Here is a 26,987-nt window from a genome sequence, read left to right on the forward strand (position 1 = left end):
CGGACTCAACTTTAGACGTGTTCTAAGCTAGGATGTCTTCTGTCAGCGCACAGGAGGCCATCCCATGTACGAACCGACCCGCACCGGGCCCTCCGGCAGGCCCGTCCGGAGCCCGATGGCCGGCACCACGTCCGACTTCCCCCACCGCTCCCGCGAGGAGGAGCTGGACATCCAGCTCGCGGGCCATCTCGCGGCGCTGCTCGCCGTCACGGACGAGCTGCGCGCCCTGACCCCCTCCGCCGACCTGGACACCGCGGCCGAGCGGCTCGCAGACCAGGTGGCCCGGCTGAGGGGAGGCCATGCTCCGGCCCGGGCGCCGCTGACCGCCGCCCGCGAACCGTCGGCGCTGCACCAGCGGGCGCACGCGCTCGCCGGCCGCGCGCTCGTCGTCGCCGCCTCCCGGGCGGACACCGCGGCGGCGATCCTGGCGGCCGAACGGATGGACGCGCACGCGGCCGCGCAGGGCGAACCGCGGAAGCTGAGCGCCGCCGGCTAGCACCACCCACCAGCCCCGACCTGGGGCTCCTTGATCGGCCCCGGCCCGCGCGCACCCGCAGCGACGCGCGGGCCGGGCGCCATGAACGCGCTCACCGTCACGCCGCGTTTCATGCGTACATTCGAGTGGTCTGCACGCCCCACCTGCCTGCCGAACGGCGACGTCGACAAGTCGGCCTCGTAACGTCGGCGCACATGACGGTGGTTCGGACTCCAGCCCGTCGGCACCGGTAGCACCAGTAGGACCCGCCCTCCGGTTCCGGCCGCACGAGAAGAGCCACCTCTGTCCGTCCCTCACTATTCCACGAAATGTGACAAAGTGAAACGTAGGCGATTGTGGGTGACGCTCGTCGGTGCGGGCGCAGTTGCCACCGGGGTGACCTCCTGGGCGATCACGTCCCACTCGACGAGCGCGACCGCCCCGGATTCCAAGACCGTGCAGGGCCACACGTCGCAAGAGGCGGCCACGCTTCTGCAAGCGGGCAACCTCCAGGTGCAGTACCGCGATTACGTCGGGGCGACCCGGACCTTCCGGCGCGTGCTGGAACTCGATCCGCGCAACAAGGTCGCCTGGTACGACCTGGGTGTCATCGCCCACCAGGAAGGCAGGGCCGACGACGCCCGTAAGGCCTACGACGAGGCGCTGAAGATCGACCCGAAGTACGCCTCGGCCCTCTACAACAAGGCGGTCCTGGTGAAACCGCGCGATCCGGGCCAGGCCGTCACGCTCCTGCAGCGCGCCATCGCCGCCACGCCCAGGGCCGCCACGGCCCACCTCCAACTCGGCCTGATCCTGGCGCAGAAGGACCGTGACGACGAGGCCGAGGAGGAGTTCGGCCGGGCCGTCGCGGCCGATCCCTCGCTGCACTCCGCGATCCCGGAGGCGTTCCGGGACAAGGTAAGCCCCACACCGACATCGAGTAAGGCAGGTGCCACCAGATGACGTCGACTGCGACACCGAGGTTCTCCGTCTTCACACCCAGCCACCAGCCCCGCTTCCTCGATGAGTGCCTCAGGACCCTTCAGGCGCAGACCTGCCCGGACTGGGAGTGGATCGTCCTGCTCAACAACGGCGCCCGGTGGCGGCCCGAGCAGCACGACGACCGGGTCCGTGTGGAGATCGCGGACAACGTCAGCGGCGTCGGAGCGGCCAAGCGCAGGGCCTGCGAGCTGGCCCGCGGGGAGATCCTGGTCGAGCTCGACCACGACGACCTGCTGGCGAAGGCGTGCCTGGCCGAGCTGGGCAAGGCGTTCGACGCGCATCCCGACGCCGTCCTCGTCTACAGCAACACCGCGCAGATCACCGAGGACGGCAAGCGGGACAACTCCCGCTTCAACGAGGCGCACGGCTGGAAGTTCGAGGAGGTGCGGGTCGACGGCCGCAAGCTGCTCCAGGCCGTCTCCATGGAGCCCACGCCGCACAACGTCTCCTACATCTGGTACGCGCCGAACCACGTGCGGGCGTTCCGCAAGGAGAGCTACGAGAAGGCCGGCGGGTACGACGCCTCCCGCACCGTGCTGGACGACCAGGACCTGATGTGCCGTCTGTTCCACGTCGGCGACTTCCACCACATCGACCGCTGCCTGTACCTCCAGCGGATGCACCCGGCGAACACCCAGCGCGACCCGGAGATCAACGCGCACATCCAGCGCGAGACGGTCGCCCTGTACGACAAGTACATCGAGGCCAACGCCCTGGCCTGGACCCAGCGTCGCGGCCTGCTCGCCCTGGACCTCGGCGCGGCCCACCGCAAGCCGCCGGGCTACCTGGGCGTGGACCAGTACGACGGAGACGGCGTCGACATCGTCGCGACCCTGCCCGGAAAGCTGGACCTGCCCGACGACTCCGTCGGCCTGATGCGGGCGGTGGACTTCCTCGAGCACGTGCCCGCGAAGGTGCCGCTGATCAACGAGTTGTACCGGCTGCTGGCGCCCAGCGGCATGCTCCTCACCATGACGCCCAGCTCCGACGGCCGCGGCGCGTACCAGGACCCGACCCACGTCGCCTACTACAACGAGAACTCGTTCTGGTACTACACGGACAACCAGTACCGCACCTTCGTGCCCGAGATCCAGGCCAGGTTCCAGTCCTCGCGCCTGGTCACGTACTTCCCCAGCGAGTGGCACTCCCGGAACAACATCTCCTACGTCGTCGCCAACCTCATCGCGATGAAGGAGGGCGCCGAGCGGTGCGGAGGACCGCTGCTGGTCTAGCGCCCGCACGCGAAGGCGCCCCGGCGGACCGTCAGGTTCCGCCGGGGCGCCTCTCCTTGTCCCGGGCACGCGGCCCGGCTGATCAGACCGTGAGGCGTGTGCCGTTCGCGCGTGCCGCGGCGGCCAGTGCGGCGAAGGACGGCTCGGTGAGGGCCGCGTTCAGCTGGTCGTCCCATCGCTCCAGGGGCGGCAGACCGCATCGGGTCCAGTTGCCGTGCCCGAGGACACCGAACGCCGGACGGGCCGCCGGGCGCGGGAACTTCTCCGAGCCGACCGGGCGGATCCGCTCCGGATCGAGGCCCGCGAGGCGGAAGGTCTCCCGCGCCAGGCCGTACCACGTGGTGTGGCCGGCCGCCGTGCCGTGGTACGTGCCGGCCGGTGCCCGCCCGGCCAGGGCGGCACGGCCGAGGGCCGTCAGCCGCCGGGCGAGGGCGCGGGACCAGGTGGGCTGTCCGTGCTGGTCGGCCACCACGTCCAGGGTCTCGCGCCGGGCGGCGACTTCGAGCATGGTGGCCACGAAGTTGCGGCCGTGCGCGCCGTAGAGCCAGGCGGTGCGCACGATGTAGCCGGTGTGCGGCAGGTGTTCGAGGACGGCTCGCTCACCCGCAAGTTTGCCGCGCCCGTACGCGTTGACGGGTGCCGTGGGCGCGTCCTCGGGGTAGGGGCTGCGGCGGTCGCCCGGGAACACGTAGTCGGTGGAGACGTGCAGCAGGAGCGCGCCGGCCTCCGCGCAGGCCCGTGCCAGATGGCGTACGCCCGTGCCGTTGACGGCCGTGGCCGCCGCCTCGGACCGCTCGGCGCCGTCGACGTCCGTCCAGGCGGCGCAGTTGACGACCACGCGGTGGTCCCGGACGGCCTCGCGCACGGCGGAGGGATCGGTGATGTCCAGCCGGTCACGGCTCAGTCCGGTCACCACCGTGTCCGGCTCCGCGGTGAGTTCGGTGAGCACGTCCTGACCGAGGAGCCCGCGCGCGCCGGTCACCAGCCATCCGGTGCTCATCGCAGCCCGGCCCTCTCCACGAGCGGCTCCCACCAGGAGCGGTGTGCGCGGTACCAGGAGACCGTGGCCGCGAGGCCTTCGGCGAACTCCATCCGCGGGGCGTAGCCGAGCTGTTCGCGGATCTTGCGGTCGTCCAGCGAGTAGCGCAGGTCGTGGCCCTTGCGGTCGGCGACGTGCTCGACCCGGTCCCAGTCCGCGCCGACCGCGTCCAGCAGCAGGCCGGTGAGCTTGTGGTTGGTCAGCTCCGTGCCGCCGCCGATGTGGTAGACCTGCCCGGCCCTGCCGCCGTGCAGGACCAGGTCGATGCCCCGGCAGTGGTCGGAGACGTGCAGCCAGTCGCGGACGTTGCGGCCGTCGCCATACAGGGGAACCGTCCTCCCGTCGATCAGGCGGGTGATGAAGAGCGGGACGACCTTCTCGGGGAACTGGTGGGGCCCGTAGTTGTTGGTGCACCGGGTGACGACCACGTCCAGGCCGTGGGTGCGGTGGTAGGCGAGGGCCAGCAGGTCGGAGCCGGCCTTGGAAGCGGAGTACGGGGAGTTCGGAGCGAGCGGACACTCCTCGGTCCACGATCCTTCGCCGATCGAGCCGTACACCTCGTCGGTGGACACGTGCACGAAACGGCCCACGCGGTGGCGATGGGCCGCGTCCAGGAGCACCTGGGTGCCCGTCACATTGGTGCGGACGAAGGCGCCCGCCCCGTCGATCGACCGGTCCACGTGCGACTCGGCGGCGAAATGGACCACCGCGTCCTGGCCCGCCATGACCTGGCCGACCACGTCCGGGTCGCAGATGTCGCCCCGGACGAAGGTGTGTCCCGGATGTTCCGCCACCGACGCCAGATTGGCCTCGACGCCCGAATACGTGAGCTTGTCGAGGACGGTGATCCGCGCGGTCGGATCGGAGGCCAGCCGTCGGCGGACGTATTCCGAACCGATGAATCCGGCGCCGCCGGTCACAAGGATGCGCATGGTTCTCCGAGTGTGTTGCAGCCCGGCGTCCAGAATCCACAGGCTGGGCCGATTGAGGCTCATGTTGTCGAGTGCGATGTGGCAGAACGCGGACGGTGCCCGCGAGGCCGAAACCTCGGGGGCACCGTCCGTCACTCGTTCCGAGGCGGGACGGACGGCCTGCACCGCACCGTGCCGCCGCTCACCCAGGGGTCACGGGCTGCAGATCACGAAGGCCGTGACATCCGTGCCGTCGTTGCTGGTGGCCTGCCACCCCGTGGCGGGGGAGCCGCCGATCGGGGCACTCTGGCTGGCACCGGAGGTGGCAGCGGTGTCCTGGTAGCCGCCGCTGACGGCCGACTGGCCGGCGGGACAGGTGGCCGTCGACTGCGGTCCGGCAGCCCCGGTCACGACGGTGGTGGCCACCGCGCCCTGGGCGCCCTGCGGACCCGTGGCACCGGTCGCGCCCGTCGCACCCGTGGCCCCCGTGTCGCCCTGGGTTCCCTGCGGACCCGTGGCACCGGTCGCACCAGTGGCACCCGGGTCGCCCTGCGGGCCCGTGGCACCGGTCAGGCCGGTCGCACCCGTATCACCCTGCGGACCCACCGGACCGGTCGCGCCCGTGGCACCGGTCGCACCCGTGTCACCCTGGGTTCCCTGCGGACCCGTGGCACCGGTCGCACCAGTGGCACCCGGGTCGCCCTGCGGGCCCGTGGCACCGGTCAGGCCGGTCGCACCCGTATCACCCTGCGGACCCACCGGACCGGTCGCGCCCGTGGCACCGGTCGCACCCGTGTCACCCTGGGTTCCCTGCGGACCCGTGGCACCGGTCGCACCAGTGGCACCCGGTCGCCCTGCGGGCCCGTGGCACCGGTCAGGCCGGTCGCACCCGTATCACCCTGCGGACCCACCGGACCGGTCGCGCCCGTCGCACCTGTGGTCCCGGTGTCGCCCTGGGTTCCCTGCGGCCCCATTGGACCGATCGCACCAGTGTCGCCCTGAGGACCGGTCGCGCCCGTGACGCCAGTGTCACCCTGAGGACCGGTCGCACCGGTGGCGCCAGTGTCACCCTGAGGACCGGTCGCACCGGTGGCACCCGTGTCACCCTGAGGACCGGTCGCACCGATGTCGCCTGTGTCGCCCTGGGTTCCCTGCGGCCCCATTGGACCGATCGCACCAGTGTCGCCCTGAGGACCGGTCGCGCCCGTGACACCCGTGTCACCCTGCGGACCGGTCGCACCAGTGACGCCAGTGTCACCCTGCGGACCGGTCGCACCAGTGACGCCAGTGTCACCCTGAGGACCGGTCGCACCGGTGGCACCCGTGTCACCCTGAGGACCGGTCGCACCGATGTCGCCTGTGTCGCCCTGGGTTCCCTGCGGCCCCATTGGACCGATCGCACCAGTGTCGCCCTGAGGACCGGTCGCGCCCGTGACACCCGTGTCACCCTGCGGACCGGTCGCACCAGTGACGCCAGTGTCACCCTGAGGACCGGTCGCACCGGTGGCACCCGTGTCACCCTGAGGACCGGTCGCACCGATGTCGCCTGTGTCGCCCTGGGTTCCCTGCGGCCCCATTGGACCGATCGCACCAGTGTCGCCCTGAGGACCGGTCGCGCCCGTGACACCCGTGTCACCCTGCGGACCGGTCGCACCAGTGACGCCAGTGTCACCCTGAGGACCGGTCGCACCGGTGGCACCCGTGTCACCCTGAGGACCGGTCGCACCGATGTCGCCTGTGTCGCCCTGGGTTCCCTGCGGCCCCATTGGACCGATCACACCAGTGTCGCCCTGAGGACCGGTCGCGCCCGTGACACCCGTGTCACCCTGCGGACCGGTCGCACCGGTGGCACCCGTGTCACCCTGAGGACCGGTCGCACCGATGTCGCCTGTGTCGCCCTGGGTTCCCTGCGGCCCCATTGGACCGATCACACCAGTGTCGCCCTGAGGACCGGTCGCGCCCGTGACACCCGTGTCACCCTGCGGACCGGTCGCACCAGTGACCCCGTGTCACCCTGCGGACCCATTGGACCGATCACACCAGTGTCGCCCTGAGGACCGGTCGCACCCATGGCACCCGTGTCACCCTGCGGACCGGTCGCACCAGTGACCCCCGTGTCACCCTGCGGACCCATTGGACCGATCACACCAGTGTCGCCCTGAGGACCGGTCGCACCCATGGCACCCGTGTCACCCTGCGGACCGGTCGCACCAGTGACGCCCGTGTCACCCTGCGGACCGGTCGCACCAGTGACGCCCGTGCCACCCTGCGGACCCATTGGACCGATCGCACCAGTGGCACCCGTGCCACCCTGCGGACCCATTGGACCGGTCGCACCAGTGGCACCCGTGACGCCCGTGTTGCCCTGCGGACCCTGGACACCGGGAACGCCCTGGGGGCCCTGTGGACCCCGGCCGTGGCTGTCAGGACCCTGCGGTCCGCGTGAACCACGGTCGCCCTTGTCGCCCTTGTCGCCCTTGTCGCCCTTCGGGCCCTGCGGACCTCGCTTGCCCTGCGGACCCTGCGGACCGCGGTCGTGGTGGCGGCCCCGGTCGGCCCATGGGTCGCTGGAACCGGAGGTCACCGCCGCACTGCGATCACCGGACCTCTCGATCGCGTTGGCGATGGCAGCCGTGCTCGGGGCAACGTTGAGCGCCACGGCGAGCGCGCTCGCCGATACCAGCGTGGCCGACCTCAAGCGTGAACTTCGGATCGTTCTACGGTTCAAGAGAACCTTCCTCAGGAACTGGGAGGGATCAAGCCGCAAGCGCGCGCACTCGGGTGCGCTTCGTTCGCCTGCGTGTCACGTGCCCTTGGCCACGGACGAAGACATTCTTTACTCGCGGTGATGGATAATTTGCGGAGCAAACACAGAGCGTGGTCGAGGATCACCCGAGCAGCCTCAATGCAATCCGGATTCCTCCGTATGGATTCCCGGACGCAACTTTCACGCGAGCCTGAATTCCGTCGGACGCGTCCGCCTCAGACACTGCTCGGAAGATCTCCGCGATAGACCGCGCAGTCCTCGAAGGAAGGCAGCAGCCCCTGCCGCTCGGCCTCCTCCAGCGTGGGCGCCGCGGCATCCTTTTCGGACAGGAGCGGTGCGAGGTCACCGGGCCAGGAAATGGCAAGCCGTGGGTCGAGCGGGTTGATCCCGTGTTCGCGCTGTGGCGCGTATCCCTCCGAACACAGATATACGACCGTGGAGTTGTCCTCCAGCGCCATGAAGGCGTGACCGAGGCCTTCCGAGAGGTACACGCAGTGGTGCGTGGTGTCGTCGAGCCGAACCGCCTCCCATTCGCCGAAAGTCGGGGAACCGGTACGGATGTCGACCACCACGTCGAGAATCGCGCCTCCGACACAGGTGACGTACTTGGCCTGCCCGGGCGGGACCGACGCGAAATGGATGCCGCGGAGAGTTCCACGAACGGAACGCGAACAGTTGGCCTGGGCGAGCCGGAGTCCCTGGCCGGTGGAATCCTGGAACCTCTCGTCCTTGAACCACTCGTGGAATCGGCCTCTGCCGTCCGTGAAAACCTGGGGCGTATCCACCCAGGCCCCTGCGATACGAAGCGGTCTCACGCGCACAACTCCTTTCCTACGCGGCCGTCACGCGGGCACGCCCGGCCCGGTGCGCAGCAGTTCTTCCCGGCGCGATCCGCTGCCCGGCTGGGGCATGACGACGGAACAGGGGTCCTCCAGCAGGCCCAGCAGATAATGGCCGTATCCGCTCTTGAGCAGCGGCTGTGCCAGTTCGCGGAGCCGGGCGTCGTCGATCAGGCCGGCCCGCCAGACCGCCTCCTCGACACAGCCGATCTTGTAGCCCTGGCGTTCCTCGACCACACGGACGTACTCCGAGGCCTGGACCATGGAGGCGAAGGTCCCCGTGTCCAGCCATGCGGTGCCCCGGTCCAGCCGGACGACGTGCAGACTCCCGGACTCCAGATAGGCGCGGTTGAGGTCAGTGATCTCCAACTCGCCCCGGGCGCTGGGCCGCAGGCTCCGGGCGATGCCGACGACCTGATTGTCGTAGAAGTACAGTCCGGGTACGGCGTACCGGGACCTGGGCCGGGCCGGTTTCTCCTCGATGGACAGCGCCCGGCCCAGTTCGTCGAACTCCACGACTCCGTAGGCCGAGGGGTTGGCCACCGGGTAGGCGAAGACCCTGCCGCCCTTCACGTCCGCATTGCGGGCCAGCCGGGTACCGAGGCCGCTGCCGTGGAAGATGTTGTCGCCCAGGATCAGGGAAACCGGCTCGTCGCCGATGAAGTCGGCCCCCAGCAGGAAGGCCTGGGCGATTCCCTCCGGGCGTTGCTGCGCCATGTACGTGAATTGCAGGCCGAGTTGACTTCCGTCGCCGAGCAACCGGTGGAACTGCCGCTGGTCTTCCGGAGTGGTGATGATCAGGATCTCCCGGGTACCGGCCATCACCAGTGTGGAAAGCGGGTAATAGACCATGGGCTTGTCGAAGACCGGCAGCAGCTGCTTCGACACCGTGCGGGTCAATGGCCACAGTCGCGAGCCGGTGCCCCCGGCCAACAGGATTCCGCGCATGGCATCACCATAGGTTAATTGCCCATGAATGCGGCTTTTTGGGCGCGGTTCGCCGCGTCCGCGCCGGGCGTGCCCGCGCACCGCAGCGCGAACAGGCCCGATCGGCGCGGGTGCACGCGCGCACGCCGAAGAGGCCGGGTGCGCACGCCGTTGTGCGCACCCGGCCTCTCGGGGGTGTCGCCGCGGCCGGCCGGGCGACGTTGCAGGTCAGGGCAGGTCGGTCAGCCGGCCGCGGAGCTCAGGGGGCGGTGGGTCGAGGGCCGCGTCAGCCCAGGCGCTCGACGAGCGAGTGGTACTGGTCCCACAGCTCCTTGGGCGTGTGGTCGCCGAAGGTGTTCAGGTGCTCGGGGACCAGTCCGGCCTCCTCCCGCCACACGTCCTTGTCGACCGTGAGCAGGAACTCCAGGTCGGACTCGGACAGTTCGAGGCCGTCCGTGTCCAGGGCCGCCTTGGTCGGCAGGACGCCGATCGGGGTCTCGACGCCCTCGGCGGTGCCGTCCAGTCGCTCCACGATCCACTTCAGGACGCGGCTGTTCTCGCCGAAGCCGGGCCAGACGAACTTGCCCTCGTCGTTCTTGCGGAACCAGTTGACGTAGTAGATCTTCGGCAGCTTGGACTGGTCGCCGTCACGCTGCTCGGCGGCCTTGCCGACCTTTATCCAGTGGCCCATGTAGTCGCCCATGTTGTAGCCGCAGAACGGCAGCATGGCGAACGGGTCGCGGCGCAGCTCGCCGACCTTGCCCTCGGCGGCGGCCGTCTTCTCGGAGGCGACGTTGGCGCCGAGGAAGACGCCGTGGTTCCAGTCGAAGGACTCCGTCACCAACGGCACCGCGGAGGCGCGGCGGCCGCCGAAGAGGATCGCCGAGATCGGCACGCCCTTGGGGTCCTCCCACTCCGGCGCGATGATCGGGCACTGCGCGGCGGGCGTGGTGAAGCGGGCGTTGGGGTGGGCGGCGGGCGTCTCGGACGCGGGGGTCCAGGAGTTGCCCTTCCAGTCGGTGAGGTGCGCCGGCGTCTCCTCCGTCATGCCCTCCCACCACACGTCGCCGTCGTCGGTGAGGGCGACGTTGGTGAAGACCGAGTTGCCCCACAGCGTCTTCATGGCGTTGGCGTTGGTGTGCTCGCCGGTGCCGGGCGCGACGCCGAAGAAGCCGGCCTCGGGGTTGATCGCGTACAGCCGGCCGTCCTCGCCGAACCGCATCCACGCGATGTCGTCACCGATGGTCTCGACGGTCCAGCCGGAGATCGTCGGCTCCAGCATGGCGAGGTTGGTCTTGCCGCAGGCGCTCGGGAAGGCGGCGGCGACGTACTTGGCCTCACCGGTGGGCGGGGTGAGCTTGAGGATCAGCATGTGCTCGGCCAGCCAGCCCTCGTCGCGTGCCATGACGGAGGCGATGCGCAGGGCGTAGCACTTCTTGCCGAGCAGCGCGTTGCCGCCGTAGCCGGAGCCGTAGGACCAGATCTCGCGGGTCTCCGGGAAGTGCGAGATGTACTTGGTGGAGTTGCACGGCCACGGAACGTCCTCCTGGCCCGGCTCCAGCGGGGCGCCCAGGGTGTGGACGGCCTTGACGAAGAAGCCGTCGTCGCCGAGCTCGTCCAGCACCGGCTGTCCCATGCGGGTCATGGTGCGCATGGACACCGCGACATAGGCGGAGTCGGTGATCTCGACGCCGATCGCGGACAGCGGCGAGCCCAGCGGGCCCATGCAGAACGGGACGACGTACATCGTCCGGCCCTTCATCGAGCCGCGGAAGACCCCTCCCTCGCCTTCCGCCCCCTGGAAGATCTCCCGCATCTCGGCGGGCGCCTTCCAGTGGTTGGTCGGACCCGCGTCCTCCTCCTTCTCGGAACAGATGAACGTCCGGTCCTCCACGCGGGCCACGTCGGACGGGTCCGATGCCGCGTAGTAGGAGTTGGGGCGCTTGATCGGGTCGAGTTTCCGGAAGGTGCCCTTCTGGACGAGCTCCTCGCACAGTCGCTCGTACTCGGCCTCGGATCCGTCACACCAGACCACGCTGTCCGGCTGCGTCAGTTCGGCGATCTCATTGACCCACGAGATCAGTTCCTTGTGGTGGGTGGGGATGACGGGGGGAGCCGCGATGTCGCGCGCCACGATCGCTCCTAAATGAGGGGTTTTTTGTCTTGTCGCCCCGTGGGGGCTGCGACCCGGATGCTTCGTAGCCGCTCATCCGGTGCCGACCGCACTCATTTGATCATCCGACGAGAGCGCCCATCTGTCCAGGGGGCGTCACAGGTGAGCGACGTGAGTAATGCCACGATTCCCGCGATTCTTTGCGTCCACGTTGGATTCGACTGAAGGTCTTTTTGCGTTCGACCCGTTCGCCGGTGCTCACTGTCCGGCACTGATACGCGACTTACGGTGCCGTAGGTACGATGCGCGCATGACTGCGTCCGCCTCCGACGCGCCCCTGGACACGCCGGTCGCCGGCCGTGGTCCCGTCGCGCCCTCCCTGCCGCACCAGATCAAGCCGAAGCTGCGCGGCTGGCTGCATCTCGGCATGTTCCCGGCCGTACTCGTCGCGGGGCTCGCACTCACCGCGCTGGCAGGCTCCACCCGCGGACGCATCGCCTGCGGGATCTACGTCCTCACCGCCTGCCTGCTCTTCGGCGTCAGCGCGCTGTACCACCGGGGCAACTGGGGACCGCGCATGGGCGGCGTGCTGCGCAGGCTCGACCACGCGAACATCTTCCTGATCATCGCGGGCACGTACACACCGCTCACCCTGCTGCTCCTGCCCGGCACCAAGGGGCAGTGGCTGCTGTGGGGCATATGGGGCGCGGCCGCCGCAGGCATCATTTTCCGCGTCTTCTGGGTCGGCGCCCCGCGCTGGCTCTACACCCCCTGCTACATCGCAATGGGCTGGGCGGCCGTCTTCTTCCTGCCCGACTTCCTGCGCACCGGCGGCATCGCCGTCCTGGTCCTGGTCGTCGTCGGCGGGCTCCTCTACAGCGCGGGCGGCGTCGTCTACGGCATCAAGCGGCCGAACCCGTCACCGCGCTGGTTCGGCTTCCACGAGGTCTTCCACTCCTTCACGCTGGCCGCTTTCGTGGTGCACTACGTGGGCATCTCGCTGGTGGCCTACCAGCACGCGTAACGCGCAACCCCTCCCCACCCGGCCACGGCTCACACGAGCCGTGGCCTTTTCCGTGCGCCCGGAGGTCCGGAGGAGAACACGTTCAACATCGACAGTCGATACTGATTGACAGAGCCTCGTTTTTGAGAGCTACTGTCATTTCATGGCTACTCTCACCCACGCCGAAGACGTGCGGCGCGATCCCCGCCGCTGGTGGGCCCTCGCGGCCCTGGTCGCGAGCATGCTGGTGCTCGGCTTCGACATGACGATCCTGAACGTCGCCCTGCCGACCATGGCGAGGGAACTCGGCGCCTCGACCGGGCAGCAGCAGTGGATGGCGGACGCGTACGTCGTCGTCTTCGCCGCGCTGATGCTCCCCGCCGGACTCCTCGGCGACCGGTTCGGACGGCGGCTGATGCTGATCGCCGGGCTCGCGGTCTTCCTCGCCGGTTCCGTGGTGGGCGCCCTGACCGGCGACGTCGGTGGGGTGATCGCCGCCCGCGCGGTCATGGGCGTCGGCGCGGCACTCGTCATGCCGCTGGCGCTGTCCGTGCTGCCCTCGCTGTTCGGGCCCGAGGAGCGCGCGAAGGCCGTCGGCGTCATCTCGGCCGCCTCGGCGCTCGGCCTGCCGCTCGGCCCGATCATCGGCGGCTGGCTGCTGAACCACTTCTGGTGGGGCTCGGTCTTCCTCATCAACGTGCCCATGGCCGGCCTCGGCGTCGCGGCCTGCCTCCTGCTGCTCCCTGAGACCCGCGATCCGGCCTCCCCGAAGATCGGCGCGCTGTCCACGGCGTTCACCGCCACCGGTCTCGGCTTGCTCGTCTACGCGATCATCGAGGCGCCCGACCGCGGCTGGGGCGACCCGCTGGTGCTCGCCGCGTTCACGGCGGCCGCCGTCCTCCTGGCCGGGCTCGTGCTGCGCGAGCGCCGCGAGGCGCGGCCCATGCTCGACATGACGCTGCTCGCCCGGCGCGGCTTCCTGTTCAACGTGATCGCCGCGACCCTGGTGATGTTCGTGCTGAGCGGCCTGATGTTCGCGCTGCCGCCCTACCTCCAGGCCGTGCTCGGCCACGACGCGCTCGGCACCGGTGTGCGGCTGCTGCCCATGATGGGCGGGCTGCTGGTCGCCGCGAAGGGCGCGCAGCCGGTCGTCGCCCGGTTCGGACCGCGGGCCGTGGTCGCCGCGGGACTGGTGGTGCTCGCCTTCGCCGCGCTGCTGGGCAGCCGTACGACGGTGGAGTCCGGCTACGGCTTCACCGCGCTGTGGCTGTCGATCGCCGGTGTCGGCTTCGGTTTCTCCGTCGTCCCGGCCATGGACGGGGCGCTGGCCGCCCTGCCCGCCGACCGGGCGGGCAGCGGATCCGGTCTGCTGATGACGCTGCGCCAGGTCGGCGGCGCGGTCGGCATCGCCCTGCTCGGCAGCCTCCTGGCGAGCGCCTTCCGGCACCGGCTCGACGTCACCGGGCTGCCGGCCGAGACCGCGCACACCGCCGGGCAGTCGGTGGTCGCGGCCCACCTCGTCGCCGAGAGGACGGGCTCGGCGCACCTGGCGGCCTCCGCGAACGCGGCGTACGTGCACGGCATGGGCCTGGTGCTGCTGGTGGGCGGGATCGCCTCGGTGGTGGCGGCACTGCTGGCGGCCGCGTTCCTGCCCGGCGCCGCTCAGGGTGCCGTACGGGCCGAGCCGGAGGAGGACCCGGCCATGGCCCGACCCTGACCCGATGCCGGACAATGACCTTCATGACGGCCGCACGTACCACGACCCCAGCCGACCGCCCCCCGATGGGTCTGAGGGAACGCAAGAAGCTCAAGACCCGGCAGGCGATCCGTACGGCGACGTACGCGCTGATCGAGGAGCAGGGGTACGACGCCACGACGATCGAGCAGATCGCCGACCGCGCCGAGGTGTCGCCGTCGACCGTCTTCCGTTACTTCCCGACCAAGGAGGACATCGTCCTCACGGACGAGTACGACGAGATCATGCTGGAGGAGCTGCGGGCCCGGCCCGTCGACGAGCCGTGGATGGACTCCCTCCGGCATGTGATGCACAAGGCCCTCGCGCTGGGGATGACCGACGAGCCCGAGGTGTCCCGGCTGCGCGCCCGGCTGGGCGTCGAGGTTCCCGCGGTCCGCGCCCGGATGATGGAGAGCATGTCGGAAGCCGGCCTGCTCATCCGCCAGGCCATCGCGGCCCGCACCGGCCTGGACCAGGACAGTCTGGAGGTGCGTGTCTTCGCCATGTCCCTCATGGGCGGCCTGATGGAGGTCTCCCTGTACTGGGCCGAGAACGGGTGCAACGGCGAGCTGAGCGACCTCATGGACCAGGCCATGGACGTCCTGGAACACGGCCTCCCCACCAAAAATCCGTGAGCCCGCGGCCCCTCGTCCGTGCCATCCTGACCGGGTGAACGGTCCCGAGATCCACGTCGGGTTCGCCCCCGGCCTGCACCTGTTCGTCCCGCACGCCCGGCGCCGCGGCGCCACCGCGGTCGTCACGGACGGCGTCTCGACGCTCGGCCACGTCGTGGAGTCCCTGGGCGTGCCGCTCACCGAGGTCGGCGCGCTGGTGGTGGACGGCCGTGAGGTGCCGGTGTCGCACGTGCCGCGGGCGGACGAGACGGTCCAGGTGCGCGCCGTCGCCCGGCCCCAGCAGGTCCCCGGCGCCCCCCTGCGCTTCCTCCTGGACGTGCACCTGGGCACCCTCGCCCGCCGGCTGCGCCTGCTCGGCGTCGACACGGCCTACGAGTCCACCGACATCGGCGACCCCGCGCTCGCCGCCCGCTCGGCCGCCGAGAAGCGGGTCATGCTCAGCCGCGACCGTGGCCTGCTGCGCCGCCGTGAACTGTGGGCGGGCGCCTACGTCTACAGCACCCGCCCCGACGACCAACTCCACGACGTCCTGGACCGCTTCCGCCCCGAGCTGCGCCCCTGGACCCGCTGCACCGCCTGCAACGGCCTGCTGCGGGACGCCACGAAGGACGAGGTGGCCGACCAGATCGAGCACGGCACTCATCGCACGTACGACGTCTTCGCCCGCTGCGGCGACTGCGGCCGCGCCTACTGGAAGGGCGCCCACCACGACCAGTTGGAGGCCATCGTGGAACGCGCCCTGGCCGGGTACGCCGAGCGGAGCTGACGTCCGGCCGGCTTCGGGCTGACGTCCGGGGCCCGTCCCGGGGCCGGCGTCCGGGCCCGGCTCAGCCGCCCAGTGCGGTGCGCAGGCGGTCCGGGTCGGTCGTGGGGGCGTCGCAGGTGAAGTTGCGGCAGACGTAGGCGGTCGGCTCGCCGTGGGCGAGGGGGCGGTCGGCGAGCAGCGGGAACTCCTCGCTCTCCGGGGTGCCGTACGCGACGACCGCGCCGGGGGCGGTGCCCAGAAGTGCCGTACGGTGCAGGGCCTTTGCCGCCTTGTCGTCGAGGGACGGGCCGACGACCGCGACCTCGCGCGGACCGTCCAGCAGGGCCTCGGCGACGGCGAGGCCCCAGCCGATGAAGCGCGGAACGCGCGGGCCGAGCGCGCTCACCACGCCCAACGCCCGCTCGGCGGCGGTGCGGTGGACCTCGGAACCCGTGTGGGCGGCGTAGCCGAGCAGGGCGCCGGCGGCCGCCGACCAGCCGGAGGGGGTGGCGTTGTCGGTGGGGTCCTGCGGCCGGCGGATCAACTGCTCGGCGTCGGCGGCCGTGTCGTACAGGGCGCCCGACTCCGGGTCGGCGAACCGGGTGAGCACATGCCCGAGGAGCAGCCCGGCGAACTCCAGCCAGACACCCTCGCCGGTCACGGAGGCGAGGGCGAGGAAGCCCTCGGCGACGTCGGCGTAGTCCTCCAGCACCCCGGCGTTGGCTCCGGCCCGGCCGTCCTTGCTGGTACGGCGCAGCCCCGCGTGCTCGTCCATGTGCAGCCGGACCAGGAGGTCGGCGGCGCCGACCGCGGCCTCGACCAGGTCCGGGCGGTCGAAGTAGGCGCCGGTCTCGGCGAGGGCGGCGATCGCCAGCCCGTTCCAGGCGGCGACGACCTTGTCGTCCCGGCCGGGCGCCGGACGCTCGGCCCGCTTCGCCAGCAGCCGGCGACGGACGGACTCGACCCGGTCGGCGTCGAAAACGTCTTCCTGCACGGGGAGTTGCAGAACAGAGGAGCCGTGTTCGAAGGTGCCCTCCTCGGTCACGCCGAAACAGCGGGCGGCGAGTTCGGCGTCCTCGGCGCCCAGGGCCTCACGCAGTTGGGCGGGGGTCCAGGCGTAGTAGGCGCCCTCGACGTGCCGGCCCGTGCCGTCGTCGCTGTCGGCGTCCAGGGCCGAGGCGAACCCGCCTTCGGCGGTGCGCAGTTCACGCACCATGAAGTCGGCGGTCGCGAGGGCGACCCGGCGGGCGAAATCGGATCCGGTGGCCCGCCACAGATGGGCGTAGACCCGGCACAGCAGGGCGTTGTCGTACAGCATCTTCTCGAAGTGCGGCACCACCCAGTCGCGGTCGACGGAGTACCGGGCGAAGCCGCCGCCGAGCTGGTCGTGGATGCCGCCGCGGGCCATCCGCTCGCAGGTGTCCGCCGCCATCTGGAGGGCGCCCTCGGAGCCGGTGCGGGCGTGGTGGCGCAGCAGGAACTCGATCACCATCGACGGCGGGAACTTCGGCGCCCCGCCGAACCCGCCGCGACTCGCGTCGTACTCCCGGGTCAGCGCGAGCAGCGCCTGCGCCGGTTCCTCCTCGCCGGGCGGCCGCGCGGTGCCGTAGTCGATCTCCCGCTGCGCGAGGTCCCGCACGATCTTCCCGGCGACGTCGGCGACTTCCTCCCGCCGGGTCTGCCAGGCCTGCCGCACCCCTTCGAGGACCTGCCCGAAGGAGGGCATGCCGTGCCGGGGCTCGGGCGGGAAGTAGGTGCCGAAGTAGAACGGCTCGGCGTCGGGCGTGAGGAACACGGTCATCGGCCAACCGCCCTGTCCGGTGGCCGCCTGCACGGCCTCCATGTACACGGCGTCGACGTCGGGGCGCTCCTCGCGGTCCACCTTGACGCTGACGAAGTGCTCGCCGAGGAAGGCGGCGGTGGCCGGGTCCTCGAAGGATTCGTGCGCCATGACGTGGCACCAGTGGCAGCTGCTGTACCCGACGCTCAGCAGCACGGGGACATCGCGCCGTCGGGCCTCCTCGAAGGCCTCCGCCGACCACGGCCACCAGTCGACCGGGTTGTCGGCGTGCTGGAGCAGGTACGGGGACGTCTCGTGGGCCAGTCGGTTCGGCATACCCTCCATCCTGCCTCACCCGGCCCCGCCGGACGCGGAAGGTGATCGTCCCGCGACTCCTCGTGTGGCCTCGCCCCCCTTCTCCGGGTGCTCGGCACCGCGCCGAGGCCATCGGTGATCGCCGCCCCCTCGCGCTCCCGGCCGACCCGAAGGACACTCGTAGGAAACGGAGTTGGCGCCGGAGGGGGACGGGACATGCGGGATGGCCATCGGGCGGACGCCGAGCGGCTGCTGACTCGGGCCGTGGAGGAGGAGGTTCGCCGCTCGGGCGGGCGGGTGGACGGAGGTCTGCTGCTGTCCCGGGCGCGCGGCGCGCTGGACACCATGGCCGGGACCGCGGCGGAGGAGTACGAGGCCTACACGCGGGCGCTGGACGAGTCGGCGGCGGGGCAGCTCACGTTCGCCCAGCGCTACGCGCGTGAGGGCGGCCGAACTCCCCTGCTCGTCGCGGGAGTCGCGGGGCTCGCCGCCATCGTGGCCGACCTGGCGCTGGGCACCGACGGTGGCACCGCCGTCGGCGCGGGCGTCACCGTCGGGGTGGTGGGCGCCGCCGCCACCGTCGTGAAGGTGACCGCCACCCATCTGCCCGCCGCGCACCGCCGGGCCGGTGCGGCCGGCCAGCCCGGCGGTCCGGAACAGCTGCGGTTGCAGTGGCTGACCGCGCTGGAGGTGCGCGGCATCCGCCCGTTCCTCGACCAGCAGCGCGTGCTGAGCGCGTCCACCACACCGAAGAAGGCGGCGCCCAGGCTGCGCGGCACGGACAAGAGCGCGGCGGCCCGCAGACGCACTGTCCTGGAGCAGTCGTTCGGCCACCTTCCCGACTCGGAGGACGTGTTCGCGGGGCGGCGGGAGGAGATGGCGCGGATCCGGCAGTGGGTGCAGGCGTCCCGCGCGTCCACCCAGACCCGGCCGACCGTCGTGGTCCTGCACGGAGCGCCGGGCTCCGGCCGCAGCACGCTGGCGGTGCGCGCGGCCCACGATCTGAGGGACCAGTTCCGGGGCGCGGTCGTGGTCGATCTGCGCGGCGGCAGCCGGGAGGAGCCGCCGCTGCCCACCCGCGACGCCCTGCTGCACCTGCTGAACCGGCTCGGCGCGCCCCGCGAGCAACTGCTGTTCCGCGAACGCTCCTCCCCCGAGCAGCAGCTCAAACGGCTCGGCGAGCTGTACCACCAGCATCTGACGGGGCTGCCGGTCACGATCGTGCTGGACGACGCCTCGGACGCCGAGCAGGTCCGCGCCCTGGTGCCCGAGCGGTCCGACAGCCTGGTCCTGGTGACCGCCCGCGAGCCGCTCCGGCTGCCCGCCGACCTGCCGGCCTGGGTCCACCAGCTCCCCGTCCAGGCCCTGGACGCGGTGGGCGCGGAGGAACTGCTGACCGCCGCCGCACAGGACAGTTCGGGGCCCTACGACGCGGAATCCACCGACCGGATCGGGCGGTTGTGCGGCGGGCTGCCGCTGGCGCTGCGTATCGCGGGCTCCTGTCTCGGCCCGCGCTCACCGCGTCAACTGGCCACGGATCTGGGCGCGTACGGTCCGGTGGAACCGGTGGAACGGGCGCTGTGGCTGCGTTACACCGACCAGTCGGAGCAGGCCCGCCGGCTACTGAGGCGGCTCGCCCTGGCCGGACGCGCCTCGATGGGCGGCGCGGCGGCGGCCGCGCTGCTGGCCACGGACGAGACGGAGGCGAACCGGCACCTGGCGGCCCTCGCCCGGGCGGGCCTGATCGACCATGTGCGGGGCAACCGCTTCCGGCTGCACGACCTGGTGCGGGCCTTCGCGCACGCGCGTCTGCTGGACGAGGAGGACCCCGCCGAGCGGACGGCGGCGCAGGAGCGGCTGATCGAGAACTACGCCGAGCTGGCCGATTCTGTGCTGCGTCTGGTCGACGGGAACATGTCGACCCGCTCGGACCGCTTCAGCCCCCACGGCTTCACCTCCCTGGACGAGGCGCTGCGCTGGCTGGACGACGAGTCGAGCTTCATCACGGCGGCCCTCCGGCACGCGGAGGGCGTGAACCAGGGGGCCGTGCTGAACCTGCTCGGCGCCCTGTGCGACTACTGCCTGCTGCGCGGCGACCTGTACCGGCTGGGGGAGATCAGCGAGCTGACCCAGGCCGTCGACCAGGGGCTGCTGGTCCGGTCGGTGCAGTGGCGTACCGGTATCGCGGCCCGCCAGCTCGGCGAGCTCGACAAGGCGCGTACCACGCTGGCCTCGGTCGTCGACCTCTACCGGGAGGCCCACCACGACGCGGGCGCGGCCCGCGCGCTGAACTCGCTCGGCATCACGCTGCACCACCAGGGCAACCTGACGGAGGCGGCGGCCCGGCTGCGGGAGGCCCTCGCCCTTCAGACGGCGCCCGAGCTGGCGACCGACCGCGCCTGGACGATGCACGCGCTGGCGGCGGTGGAGCGGGACCGGGCGCATCTGGCCGAGGCGCTGGAGCTGCTGACCAGGTCGCTGGTGCTGCACCGGGAGGGCGGTTCGGTGCACGGCGAGGCGTGGGCCCACTTCCAGCTGGGCCAGCTCGCGCTGCGCAGGGGTGACGTGGAGCGCGCCGAGGCGGACCTGCGTCAGGCGCTGGAACGCTACCGCCGCACCCAGGACGCCCGCGGCGAGGCCTGGGCCCTCACTCAGCTGGCCCGGGCCCGGCTGATGGCCGGCGACACGGCCGAGGCGGTGGAGGAGCTACGGCAGGCGGCGGCACGGCACCGGGACAACGAGGACGCGCGCGGCGAGGCGTGGACGCTGTACTACCTCGGTCAGGCGCTGGAGGAGACCGGCGGGCTCGACCAGGCGGTGCGCGAGCTGGAGCGCGCCCGCACCATGTTCTCCCGGATGCGGGACGTGTACGGGCTGGCCTGCGCCCGCCATCATTCGGCCCGGGTCACCCGGGACCAGCGGGCGGCGCAGACCGGGTCACTGCGCAACTCCGGTTTCGCCCGCCAGCTCCTCGTCGACGCCCGCGCCGACTTCCAGCGCATCGGCGTCGCGCACGGCGAGGCGTGGACGTGTCTGGAGCTGGCCGTCGTGGACGCCGGGAACGCGCGCACCCAGCAGGCACTGTCCCTGTGCGACGAGGCGCTGGCCCTGTTCGCCTCCTACGGCGACCGCCGCGGTGAGGACTGGGCCCGGTTCCTGCGCTGCACTCTGCTGCCGTACGCGGCCCCCGGCGGTACGGAGGTCGGCACGGCGGTGGCCCAGGAGGAACTGGCCCAGCTCGTCCGCGGCAACCATCCGCTGCGCGACGGGAAGCTGAACGACTACGTCGAGGCCTACCGGCTCCTCCTGGAGCGCGGCGTGAGCCTGGAGGCGGGCTGGCAGGCCTGGCGCCTGGGCATGGTGCCCGAGCGGCACGCGCGGGAGGTGATGGGGGTGGCGGTGCCGGACGGCGAGAGCTGAGAGCGGCACCGCCCGCCCGGGTGTCAGCCCCGCTCGGCCTTGGCCTCGCCGGAGGCGGCACCGGGCCGCGCGGCGGGGTCCGGGGCCTCCTTGAAGTCGATCCTGCCCATGTGGCGGTTCATGGACTTCATCAGGCCCCACACCGCGAGGGCCATCACCGCGAAGACGACGAAGCCGAGGACGCCGGGAGTGACCTTGTTCTTGTCGAACTCGGCGAGGGTTACCAGGTGCGTCATTGCCAGGCTCACGCTTGCACTCATGTCAGGCATTGTCCCTCACGGCTGCCGGACGCCCGCAAAGAGGTCGTCCTCCGGGAGCGAGGTGTCGACGAGCGACTTCGCGAGCTCGTACTCCTCCGTCGGCCAGACCTCCTTCTGGACCTCCATCGGCACCCGGAACCAGCCGCCGTCGGGGTCGATCTGCGTGGCGTGGGCGATCAGCGCCTTGTCGCGGATCTCGAAGAAATCGGCGCAGGGGATGTGCGTGGTGAGCGTGCGCTCCTTGTGGCCCGAGTCCTCCCAGCGCTTGAGCCACTCGCCGTAGGGGGACTCCAGGCCGCGGTCGAGCAGGGCCTGGTGCAGCGCCTCGGTGCGCGGGCGGTTGAAGCCCTGGTTGTAGTACAGCTTCAGCGGCTGGTAGGCCGGGCCGTACTCCTCCTCCGGGTACTTCTCGGCGTCCGCGGCGCCCTCGAAGGCCACCATCGAGATCTTGTGGGTCATGATGTGGTCGGGATGCGGGTAGCCGCCGTTCTCGTCGTAGGTGGTGATCACCTGGGGACGGAAGGAGCGGATCCTGCGGACCAGCTCGCCGGCCGCCTTGTCGAGGTCCTCCAGGGCGAAGCAGCCCTCGGGCAGCGGGGGCAGCGGGTCGCCCTCGGGGAGGCCGGAGTCGACGAAACCGAGCCAGTCCTGGCTCACCCCGAGGATCTCGCGGGCCTCCTCCATCTCCTTGCGGCGCACCTCGTGGATGTTCTCCTCGATGTACTTGTCGCCCTGGAGCTTGGGGTTGAGGATGGAGCCGCGCTCTCCGCCCGTGCAGGTCACCACCAGCACGTCCACCCCCTCGGAAACGTACTTGGCCATGGTGGCCGCGCCCTTGCTCGACTCGTCGTCGGGGTGCGCGTGCACGGCCATCAGTCGCAGCTGGTCAGTCAAGGCTCAGTCCTCAGGTGGAGTCGGTGCCCGGTTCGGCGGGCAGTCAACGGGGTGCCGTCCCGCGATGAGATCGGTCCGGGGTGGCGGTCGGTCGGTCGGGCGGGGGCTTCTATAGTGACCGAATCGGGGGGCGAATAATTCCGGGGCCCGGCTCCGGAAGCCCCCTGCGGGGCGCCCGTCCCGCACCGGCCGAGAGGACGATCATGAGCACGGCGAGCACCCGGCTGCCCGAGGGCCGCTACGGCCGCTCCCCGGACGAGCGCGCCGACCACAAGCTCAAAATCGCCGGTGCCGTCCTGAGCGCGGCCCTGCTCGCCCTGATCGGCTACTTCGCCTACCACTACGTCGGCCAGAACAAGATCAGCGCGCAGGTCGTCACCTTCCAGACGTCGAAGGACTCGGTGCAGATCCATCTGGAGGTCCACAAGGACGCCGACGTCCGCGGCTACTGCACGCTGCGCTCGCAGGCCGCCGACGGCTCCGAGGTCGGGCGGGCGGACTTCCGCTTCGACGAGCGCGCCTCGCAGGTCGACAAGGTGCTCACCCTGCGGACGACGGCCCGGGGCACGACGGCCGAGCTGCTGGGCTGCAGCACCGGGTGACGCGTCGGCGCCAGCCGGAATACATGGCCGCTGACCTGCGTTGATATAGGTCTCACGGCTTATGTCCTCCCCCTTTGAGCCTTGAATTGTTAGGCTCGTGGTTTCGCCCACCCATGAGGGAACATTCTTCTGGGTAGGGCGATGCTTTGTATTCCCAGCACCGACGAGGAGCACCTGTGACCCAGACCAGCGAGAACGTCACCTGGCTGACCCAGGAGGCGTACAACAAGCTCAAGGACGAGCTTGCGTACCTTACTGGTCCTGCGCGCACGGAGATCGCCGCCAAGATCGCGGCCGCGCGCGAGGAGGGCGACCTGCGCGAGAACGGCGGGTACCACGCGGCCAAGGAGGAGCAGGGCAAGCAGGAGCTCCGCGTGCGCCAGCTGACCCAGCTCCTGGAGACCGCCCAGGTCGGCGAGCCGCCGGCCGCGGACGGCGCGGTCGCGCCGGGCATGGTCGTCACGATCGCCTTCGACGGCGACGAGGACGACACCCTGTCCTTCCTGCTGGCCTCGCGGGAGTACGCGAGCGCCGAGATCGAGACCTACTCGCCGCAGTCCCCGCTGGGCTCCGGCGTGATGGGCCACAAGGTCGGCGAGGACGCGGAGTACGAGCTGCCGAACGGCAAGATCGCCTCGGTGAAGATCCTCAAGGCCGAGCCGTACAGCGGCTGAGTCTCCGCACCGCACCGCCTTCCGCCGAAGCCCCCGGCGCTCCGCGTGAGCACCGGGGGCTTCGTCATGTCCGGACCACCGGCGGGCGGGCTCCGCCGTCGCCCGCGCTCAGGCCGTGGCCGAGCGGTACTTGCGCACCGCCAGGGTGCGGAAGACGAGGATGATCAGCGCCGAGTCAGATCAGCGAGGCCCAGACCGGGTGCTGCATCGGCCAGACACTCGACGTGGACTGGCCGGGGTTGGCGAAGAGCACACGGCAGGCCTGGACGGTGGCGCTGAACGGGTTCCACTCCGCGACATGGCGCAGCCACGGCGTCATCTTGCCGGAGTCCACGAACGCGTTGGAGACGAACGTCACCGGGAAGAGCCAGATGAGGCCGCCGGAGGTGGCCGCCTCGGGCGTGCGGACCGACAGGCCGATCAGGGCACCGATCCAGGTGAACGCGTAATCGAGCAGGAGCAGCAGGCCGAAGGCGGCCAGCACCCGGCCGGCGTTGGTGTCGCCGTACGACCCGACCCGCCAGCCGACGAGCAGGGCGACGGCGGCGAGGACGAACAGGGTCAGCGCCGTCTGCACCAGGTCGGCGAAGGTGCGCCCGGTGAGCACCGCGCCGCGTGCCATGGGCAGCGAGCGGAACCGGTCGATGAGGCCCTTGTGCATATCGTCGGCGATGCCGGCGCCGGAGCTGGCGGTGGCGGTGGCGAAGGTGACGGTCTGCGCGAAGATGCCCGCCATCAGGAAGTTCTTGTAGACGCTGGGATCGGTGGTGCCCTGCACCTGCATGGAGCCACCGAACACGTAGGTGAACAGCACCACGAACATGATCGGCTGGATGGTTCGCCCTCACCCAAAGCCGATGGCAAGACATGCTCGACGCCGTCGAGGCCGGGCACGCCTCCGACCAGACACACTCCGTCGGCGTGCAGCTGTACGCGCACAAGGCACGCGCCGCCGCGCGCATGGGAGACGCCCGACTGGACTGTGACTCCCTCGACGCCGGACGCGCACGCCCGGACCGGCTATCACGCCCGGACCACCCCGAACACCACTTCATCATCGACCCGGACAAGTGGGACTTCTACGAGATGGACGCCTACCGCCTCCTCGGAGACGACGAGCGCGCCGCCACCCACGCCCGATCAGTGATCTGCATCAGCACCTGCCCCGACGGAACAGAAATCTCCCCCATGCGCGCCGCAGAGGCCGTCCGGGGGCAAGGTCTACGCCGAAGCAACTCTGTTCGGCCCAAACCCCGTGGACACGCAACTCTGCGTCTACTTGAACGCACAGCACCCTTACGGCCCCGACGTCACCATCGCGTCTGCCTGCAAGAAGTTCGATGCCGGCACGGTGAAGGCGTCTGCCCCGCGACCCGCATGCGGCAACTACACCACCTGGGCCGCCGCGTTGTACAAGGGGAAAGTGATCTGGCAAGGCAGCACAGGGTACAAGGTCTTCTGCTAACGCCTGCCCGATAAGGGGCTCGCTGGAATCTCCCCGGCGAGCCCCTTACTCGCGTGCTGGACAAAAAATAACCGGCCACCCTGCGCCATCAGACAGTGTGGAAATGAGTCCCGCTTGGGCTGCTCAGCAGCCTGTTTGGGCTGGGGAAACCCAGCGTGGGTACCGACGAACACGATTCAGGCTCGTCGCGATACGGCGGGCCTTCGTACTTTCGTGGTGTTGCACCTCTAGTCGACGGCCACGCATGGAGCGCGGCGAAGAAGCGTGCTCAACCGGCTGCTCGGCGGTACTTGCGGACCGCCAGCGTTCGGAACACCACGACAATCAGCACGGACCACAGCAACGATGCCCACACCGGGTGCTGCATGGGCCAGGCGTCCGGGACCGGATATCCCGCCGGGAGGTTGCCGAAGAGCTGACGGCATGCCTGCACGGTGGCGCTGAACGGGTTCCAGTTCGCGATGGTCTGCAAGAACGAGGGCATGTTCTCCGACGGCACGAACGCGTTCGAGATAAATGTCAGCGGGAACAGCCAGATCAGACCGCCGGAGGTAGCCGCCTCGGGGGTGCGTACGGACAGGCCGATCAACGCGCCGATCCACGAGAACGCGTAGCCGAGCAGGAGGAGCAGGCCGAATCCGACCAGTACCTTGCCGAAGTTCTCGTGCGTGCGCCAGCCGACCAGGACGGCGACGACCGCGAGGACCACCAGGGTCAGGGCCGTCTGCACCAGGTCGGCGAGGGTGCGGCCGGTGAGGACCGCGCCGCGTGCCATGGGCAGCGAGCGGAACCGGTCGATGAGGCCCTTGTGCATGTCGTCGGCGATTCCCGCGCCGGCTCCAGCGGTGGCGAACGTGACGGTCTGCGCGAAGATGCCCGCCATCAGAAACTCGCGGTATCCGGAGGGGCTAAGGCCCGCACCCGGGACGTTGATCGAGCCGCCGAACACATAGCTGAACAGCACCACGAACATAATCGGCTGGATCAACCCAAAGATGAGCATCTCGGGGATCCGGGTCATGCGGATCAGATTGCGCTTGGCGACGACCATCGAGTCACGGACGGACTGGGTCAGGACGTTGCCGGACGGGGCGATCCGCGCGCTGTCGGTGGCAGCACTCACTTGACGGTCTCCTTCTTGTGCCGGCGGTCCTTGGCGTCGGCGCCCCGGGCGCCGCTCGTGCCGTTCTCGTCCCCGGCCTCGGCCACATGGCCGGTCAGGGACAGGAACACGTCGTCCAGGGTCGGGCGGCGCAGACCGATGTCGTCTATCTCGATGCCGCGGGTGTCCAGCTCGCGGATGATCTCGGCGAGGAGCTTCGCGCCGCCGGTGACGGGCGTGGTGATCTTGCGGGTGTGCTCCTCGACGGTGGTGTCGCCCTTGCCGAAGCCGCGCAGCACCTCCATGGCGGTGGGGATGTGCTCGCGCTGGTGGACCACGACCTCGACGCGCTCGCCGCCGGTGCGGGCCTTGAGCTGGTCGGAGGTGCCGCGCGCGATGACCCGGCCGTGGTCGACGACCGCTATCTCGTGCGCCAGATGGTCGGCCTCCTCCAGGTACTGCGTGGTGAGCAGCAGGGTGGTACCGCCGGAGACCAGCTGCTTGATGACCTCCCACAGCTGCTGGCGGTTGCGCGGGTCGAGGCCGGTCGTCGGCTCGTCCATGAACATCACCGGCGGGGAGACGACGAGCGCCGCCGCCAGGTCGAGCCGGCGGCGCATGCCTCCGGAGTAGGTCTTCGCCGGCCGGTCCGCGGCGTCGGCGAGGTTGAACTGCTCCAGCAGCTCCCCCGCCCTGGTCTTCGCCGCCGCGGCCCTCATCTGGTACAGCCGGCCGACCATCTCGAGGTTCTCGCGACCGGTCAGATACTCGTCGACGGCGGCGAACTGGCCGGACAGGCCGATCGAACGCCGCACCTCGTTGGGCTGCTTGAGAACGTCGAGACCCGCGACGACGGCCTTGCCGCTGTCGGGTCGCAGCAGCGTGGTCAGACAGCGGACGGTGGTGGTCTTGCCCGCGCCGTTGGGCCCGAGCAGTCCCAGCACCGTGCCCTCGGGGACATCGAGGTCGACGCCGTCCAGAGCCCTTACGTCGCCGAAGGTCTTCACCAGACCTTCGGCATAGATGGCGCCTGGCATATGAGTCTCCACGTC

Annotated in this window: 21 protein-coding genes and 1 pseudogene; 10 read left to right on the plus strand and 12 right to left on the minus strand. The window is 70.6% G+C overall.

What is annotated here, in order from left to right; translation table 11 throughout:
* Positions 1-64 precede the first annotated feature (64 nt).
* The 3 genes from TNCT6_RS10690 to TNCT6_RS10700 all read left to right on the plus strand — a co-directional run bounded on the left by TNCT6_RS10690 (position 65) and on the right by TNCT6_RS10700 (position 2,709).
* Positions 65-496, plus strand: a complete 432-nt coding sequence (locus TNCT6_RS10690; RefSeq protein WP_141358939.1) for a hypothetical protein — start codon at positions 65-67, stop codon at positions 494-496.
* Positions 497-814: 318 nt separating this feature from the next.
* Entirely contained in the window at positions 815-1,438 is a 624-nt protein-coding gene (locus tag TNCT6_RS10695) for a tetratricopeptide repeat protein (protein ID WP_141358941.1), read from the plus strand.
* Complete coding sequence (locus tag TNCT6_RS10700; protein ID WP_141358943.1) at positions 1,435-2,709, plus strand: glycosyltransferase; 1,275 nt, start codon at positions 1,435-1,437, stop codon at positions 2,707-2,709. Before TNCT6_RS10695 ends, TNCT6_RS10700 begins: the two co-directional genes overlap by 4 nt.
* 82 nt (positions 2,710-2,791) lie before the next feature.
* Here TNCT6_RS10700 and rfbD read toward each other — a convergent pair whose 3' ends face one another.
* The 6 genes from rfbD to TNCT6_RS10735 form a co-directional block, all read right to left on the minus strand.
* On the minus strand, positions 2,792-3,709 hold the full coding sequence (rfbD, locus tag TNCT6_RS10705) for a dTDP-4-dehydrorhamnose reductase (RefSeq protein WP_141358945.1): 918 nt from the start codon (positions 3,707-3,709) through the stop codon (positions 2,792-2,794).
* Complete coding sequence (gene rfbB / locus TNCT6_RS10710) at positions 3,706-4,680, minus strand: dTDP-glucose 4,6-dehydratase (RefSeq protein ID WP_141358947.1); 975 nt, start codon at positions 4,678-4,680, stop codon at positions 3,706-3,708. Before rfbB ends, rfbD begins: the two co-directional genes overlap by 4 nt.
* 192 nt (positions 4,681-4,872) lie before the next feature.
* Positions 4,873-5,265: a hypothetical protein gene (locus tag TNCT6_RS41670; protein WP_216372778.1), complete on the minus strand. Its 393-nt coding sequence runs from the start codon at positions 5,263-5,265 to the stop codon at positions 4,873-4,875.
* 2,376 nt (positions 5,266-7,641) lie between these two features.
* Complete coding sequence (gene rfbC / locus TNCT6_RS10725) at positions 7,642-8,241, minus strand: dTDP-4-dehydrorhamnose 3,5-epimerase (protein ID WP_141358953.1); 600 nt, start codon at positions 8,239-8,241, stop codon at positions 7,642-7,644.
* Between the two features lie 27 nt (positions 8,242-8,268).
* Positions 8,269-9,213 (minus strand): glucose-1-phosphate thymidylyltransferase RfbA, encoded by a 945-nt coding sequence (rfbA, locus tag TNCT6_RS10730; RefSeq protein WP_141358955.1) that lies wholly within the window; start codon positions 9,211-9,213, stop codon positions 8,269-8,271.
* 265 nt (positions 9,214-9,478) lie between these two features.
* Complete coding sequence (locus tag TNCT6_RS10735; protein ID WP_141358957.1) at positions 9,479-11,326, minus strand: phosphoenolpyruvate carboxykinase (GTP); 1,848 nt, start codon at positions 11,324-11,326, stop codon at positions 9,479-9,481.
* A 289-nt stretch (positions 11,327-11,615) separates the two neighbouring features.
* On the opposite strand from TNCT6_RS10735, the gene TNCT6_RS10740 reads away from it, so the two are divergent.
* The 4 genes from TNCT6_RS10740 (at position 11,616) to TNCT6_RS10755 (ending at position 15,444) form a co-directional block, all read left to right on the plus strand.
* Complete coding sequence (locus tag TNCT6_RS10740; RefSeq protein ID WP_141358959.1) at positions 11,616-12,329, plus strand: hemolysin III family protein; 714 nt, start codon at positions 11,616-11,618, stop codon at positions 12,327-12,329.
* A 142-nt stretch (positions 12,330-12,471) separates the two neighbouring features.
* Positions 12,472-14,025: an MFS transporter gene (locus TNCT6_RS10745; protein ID WP_141358961.1), complete on the plus strand. Its 1,554-nt coding sequence runs from the start codon at positions 12,472-12,474 to the stop codon at positions 14,023-14,025.
* Between the two features lie 14 nt (positions 14,026-14,039).
* Positions 14,040-14,678 (plus strand): TetR/AcrR family transcriptional regulator, encoded by a 639-nt coding sequence (locus tag TNCT6_RS10750; protein WP_141358963.1) that lies wholly within the window; start codon positions 14,040-14,042, stop codon positions 14,676-14,678.
* 34 nt (positions 14,679-14,712) lie between these two features.
* Positions 14,713-15,444 carry a Mut7-C RNAse domain-containing protein gene (locus TNCT6_RS10755; protein WP_141358965.1) on the plus strand — a complete coding sequence of 244 codons (732 nt, stop codon included), beginning with the start codon at positions 14,713-14,715 and terminating at the stop codon, positions 15,442-15,444.
* A 61-nt stretch (positions 15,445-15,505) separates the two neighbouring features.
* Here the strand turns inward: TNCT6_RS10755 and TNCT6_RS10760 are convergent, their stop codons facing one another.
* Complete coding sequence (locus TNCT6_RS10760; RefSeq protein ID WP_141358967.1) at positions 15,506-17,539, minus strand: thioredoxin domain-containing protein; 2,034 nt, start codon at positions 17,537-17,539, stop codon at positions 15,506-15,508.
* Positions 17,540-17,734: 195 nt separating this feature from the next.
* On the opposite strand from TNCT6_RS10760, the gene TNCT6_RS10765 reads away from it, so the two are divergent.
* Entirely contained in the window at positions 17,735-20,938 is a 3,204-nt protein-coding gene (locus TNCT6_RS10765; protein ID WP_141358969.1) for a tetratricopeptide repeat protein, read from the plus strand.
* 23 nt (positions 20,939-20,961) lie between these two features.
* On the opposite strand, the gene TNCT6_RS10770 is transcribed toward TNCT6_RS10765, so the two are convergent.
* Positions 20,962-21,207 carry a hypothetical protein gene (locus TNCT6_RS10770; protein WP_172632864.1) on the minus strand — a complete coding sequence of 82 codons (246 nt, stop codon included), beginning with the start codon at positions 21,205-21,207 and terminating at the stop codon, positions 20,962-20,964.
* 6 nt (positions 21,208-21,213) lie between these two features.
* Positions 21,214-22,092, minus strand: coding sequence for a mycothiol conjugate amidase Mca (gene mca / locus TNCT6_RS10775; protein WP_141358973.1), 879 nt, complete (start codon positions 22,090-22,092; stop codon positions 21,214-21,216).
* Positions 22,093-22,295: 203 nt separating this feature from the next.
* On the opposite strand from mca, the gene TNCT6_RS10780 reads away from it, so the two are divergent.
* Together TNCT6_RS10780 and greA are read left to right on the plus strand one after the other, a co-directional pair.
* Positions 22,296-22,694, plus strand: coding sequence for a DUF4307 domain-containing protein (locus TNCT6_RS10780; protein WP_141358975.1), 399 nt, complete (start codon positions 22,296-22,298; stop codon positions 22,692-22,694).
* Positions 22,695-22,870: 176 nt separating this feature from the next.
* Entirely contained in the window at positions 22,871-23,368 is a 498-nt protein-coding gene (greA, locus tag TNCT6_RS10785) for a transcription elongation factor GreA (protein ID WP_141358977.1), read from the plus strand.
* A 108-nt stretch (positions 23,369-23,476) separates the two neighbouring features.
* Here the strand turns inward: greA and TNCT6_RS10790 are convergent.
* The 3 genes and pseudogenes from TNCT6_RS10790 to TNCT6_RS10805 form a co-directional block, all read right to left on the minus strand.
* A pseudogene (locus TNCT6_RS10790) lies at positions 23,477-24,203 on the minus strand (ABC transporter permease); the annotation flags it as partial.
* A gap of 898 nt (positions 24,204-25,101) precedes the next feature.
* Positions 25,102-25,956 (minus strand): ABC transporter permease, encoded by an 855-nt coding sequence (locus TNCT6_RS10800; RefSeq protein WP_141358979.1) that lies wholly within the window; start codon positions 25,954-25,956, stop codon positions 25,102-25,104.
* Positions 25,953-26,972 carry an ATP-binding cassette domain-containing protein gene (locus TNCT6_RS10805; protein WP_141358981.1) on the minus strand — a complete coding sequence of 340 codons (1,020 nt, stop codon included), beginning with the start codon at positions 26,970-26,972 and terminating at the stop codon, positions 25,953-25,955. Before TNCT6_RS10805 ends, TNCT6_RS10800 begins: the two co-directional genes overlap by 4 nt.
* Positions 26,973-26,987 lie beyond the last annotated feature (15 nt).

Source organism: Streptomyces sp. 6-11-2, from assembly GCF_006540305.1.
Taxonomy (GTDB): domain Bacteria; phylum Actinomycetota; class Actinomycetes; order Streptomycetales; family Streptomycetaceae; genus Streptomyces.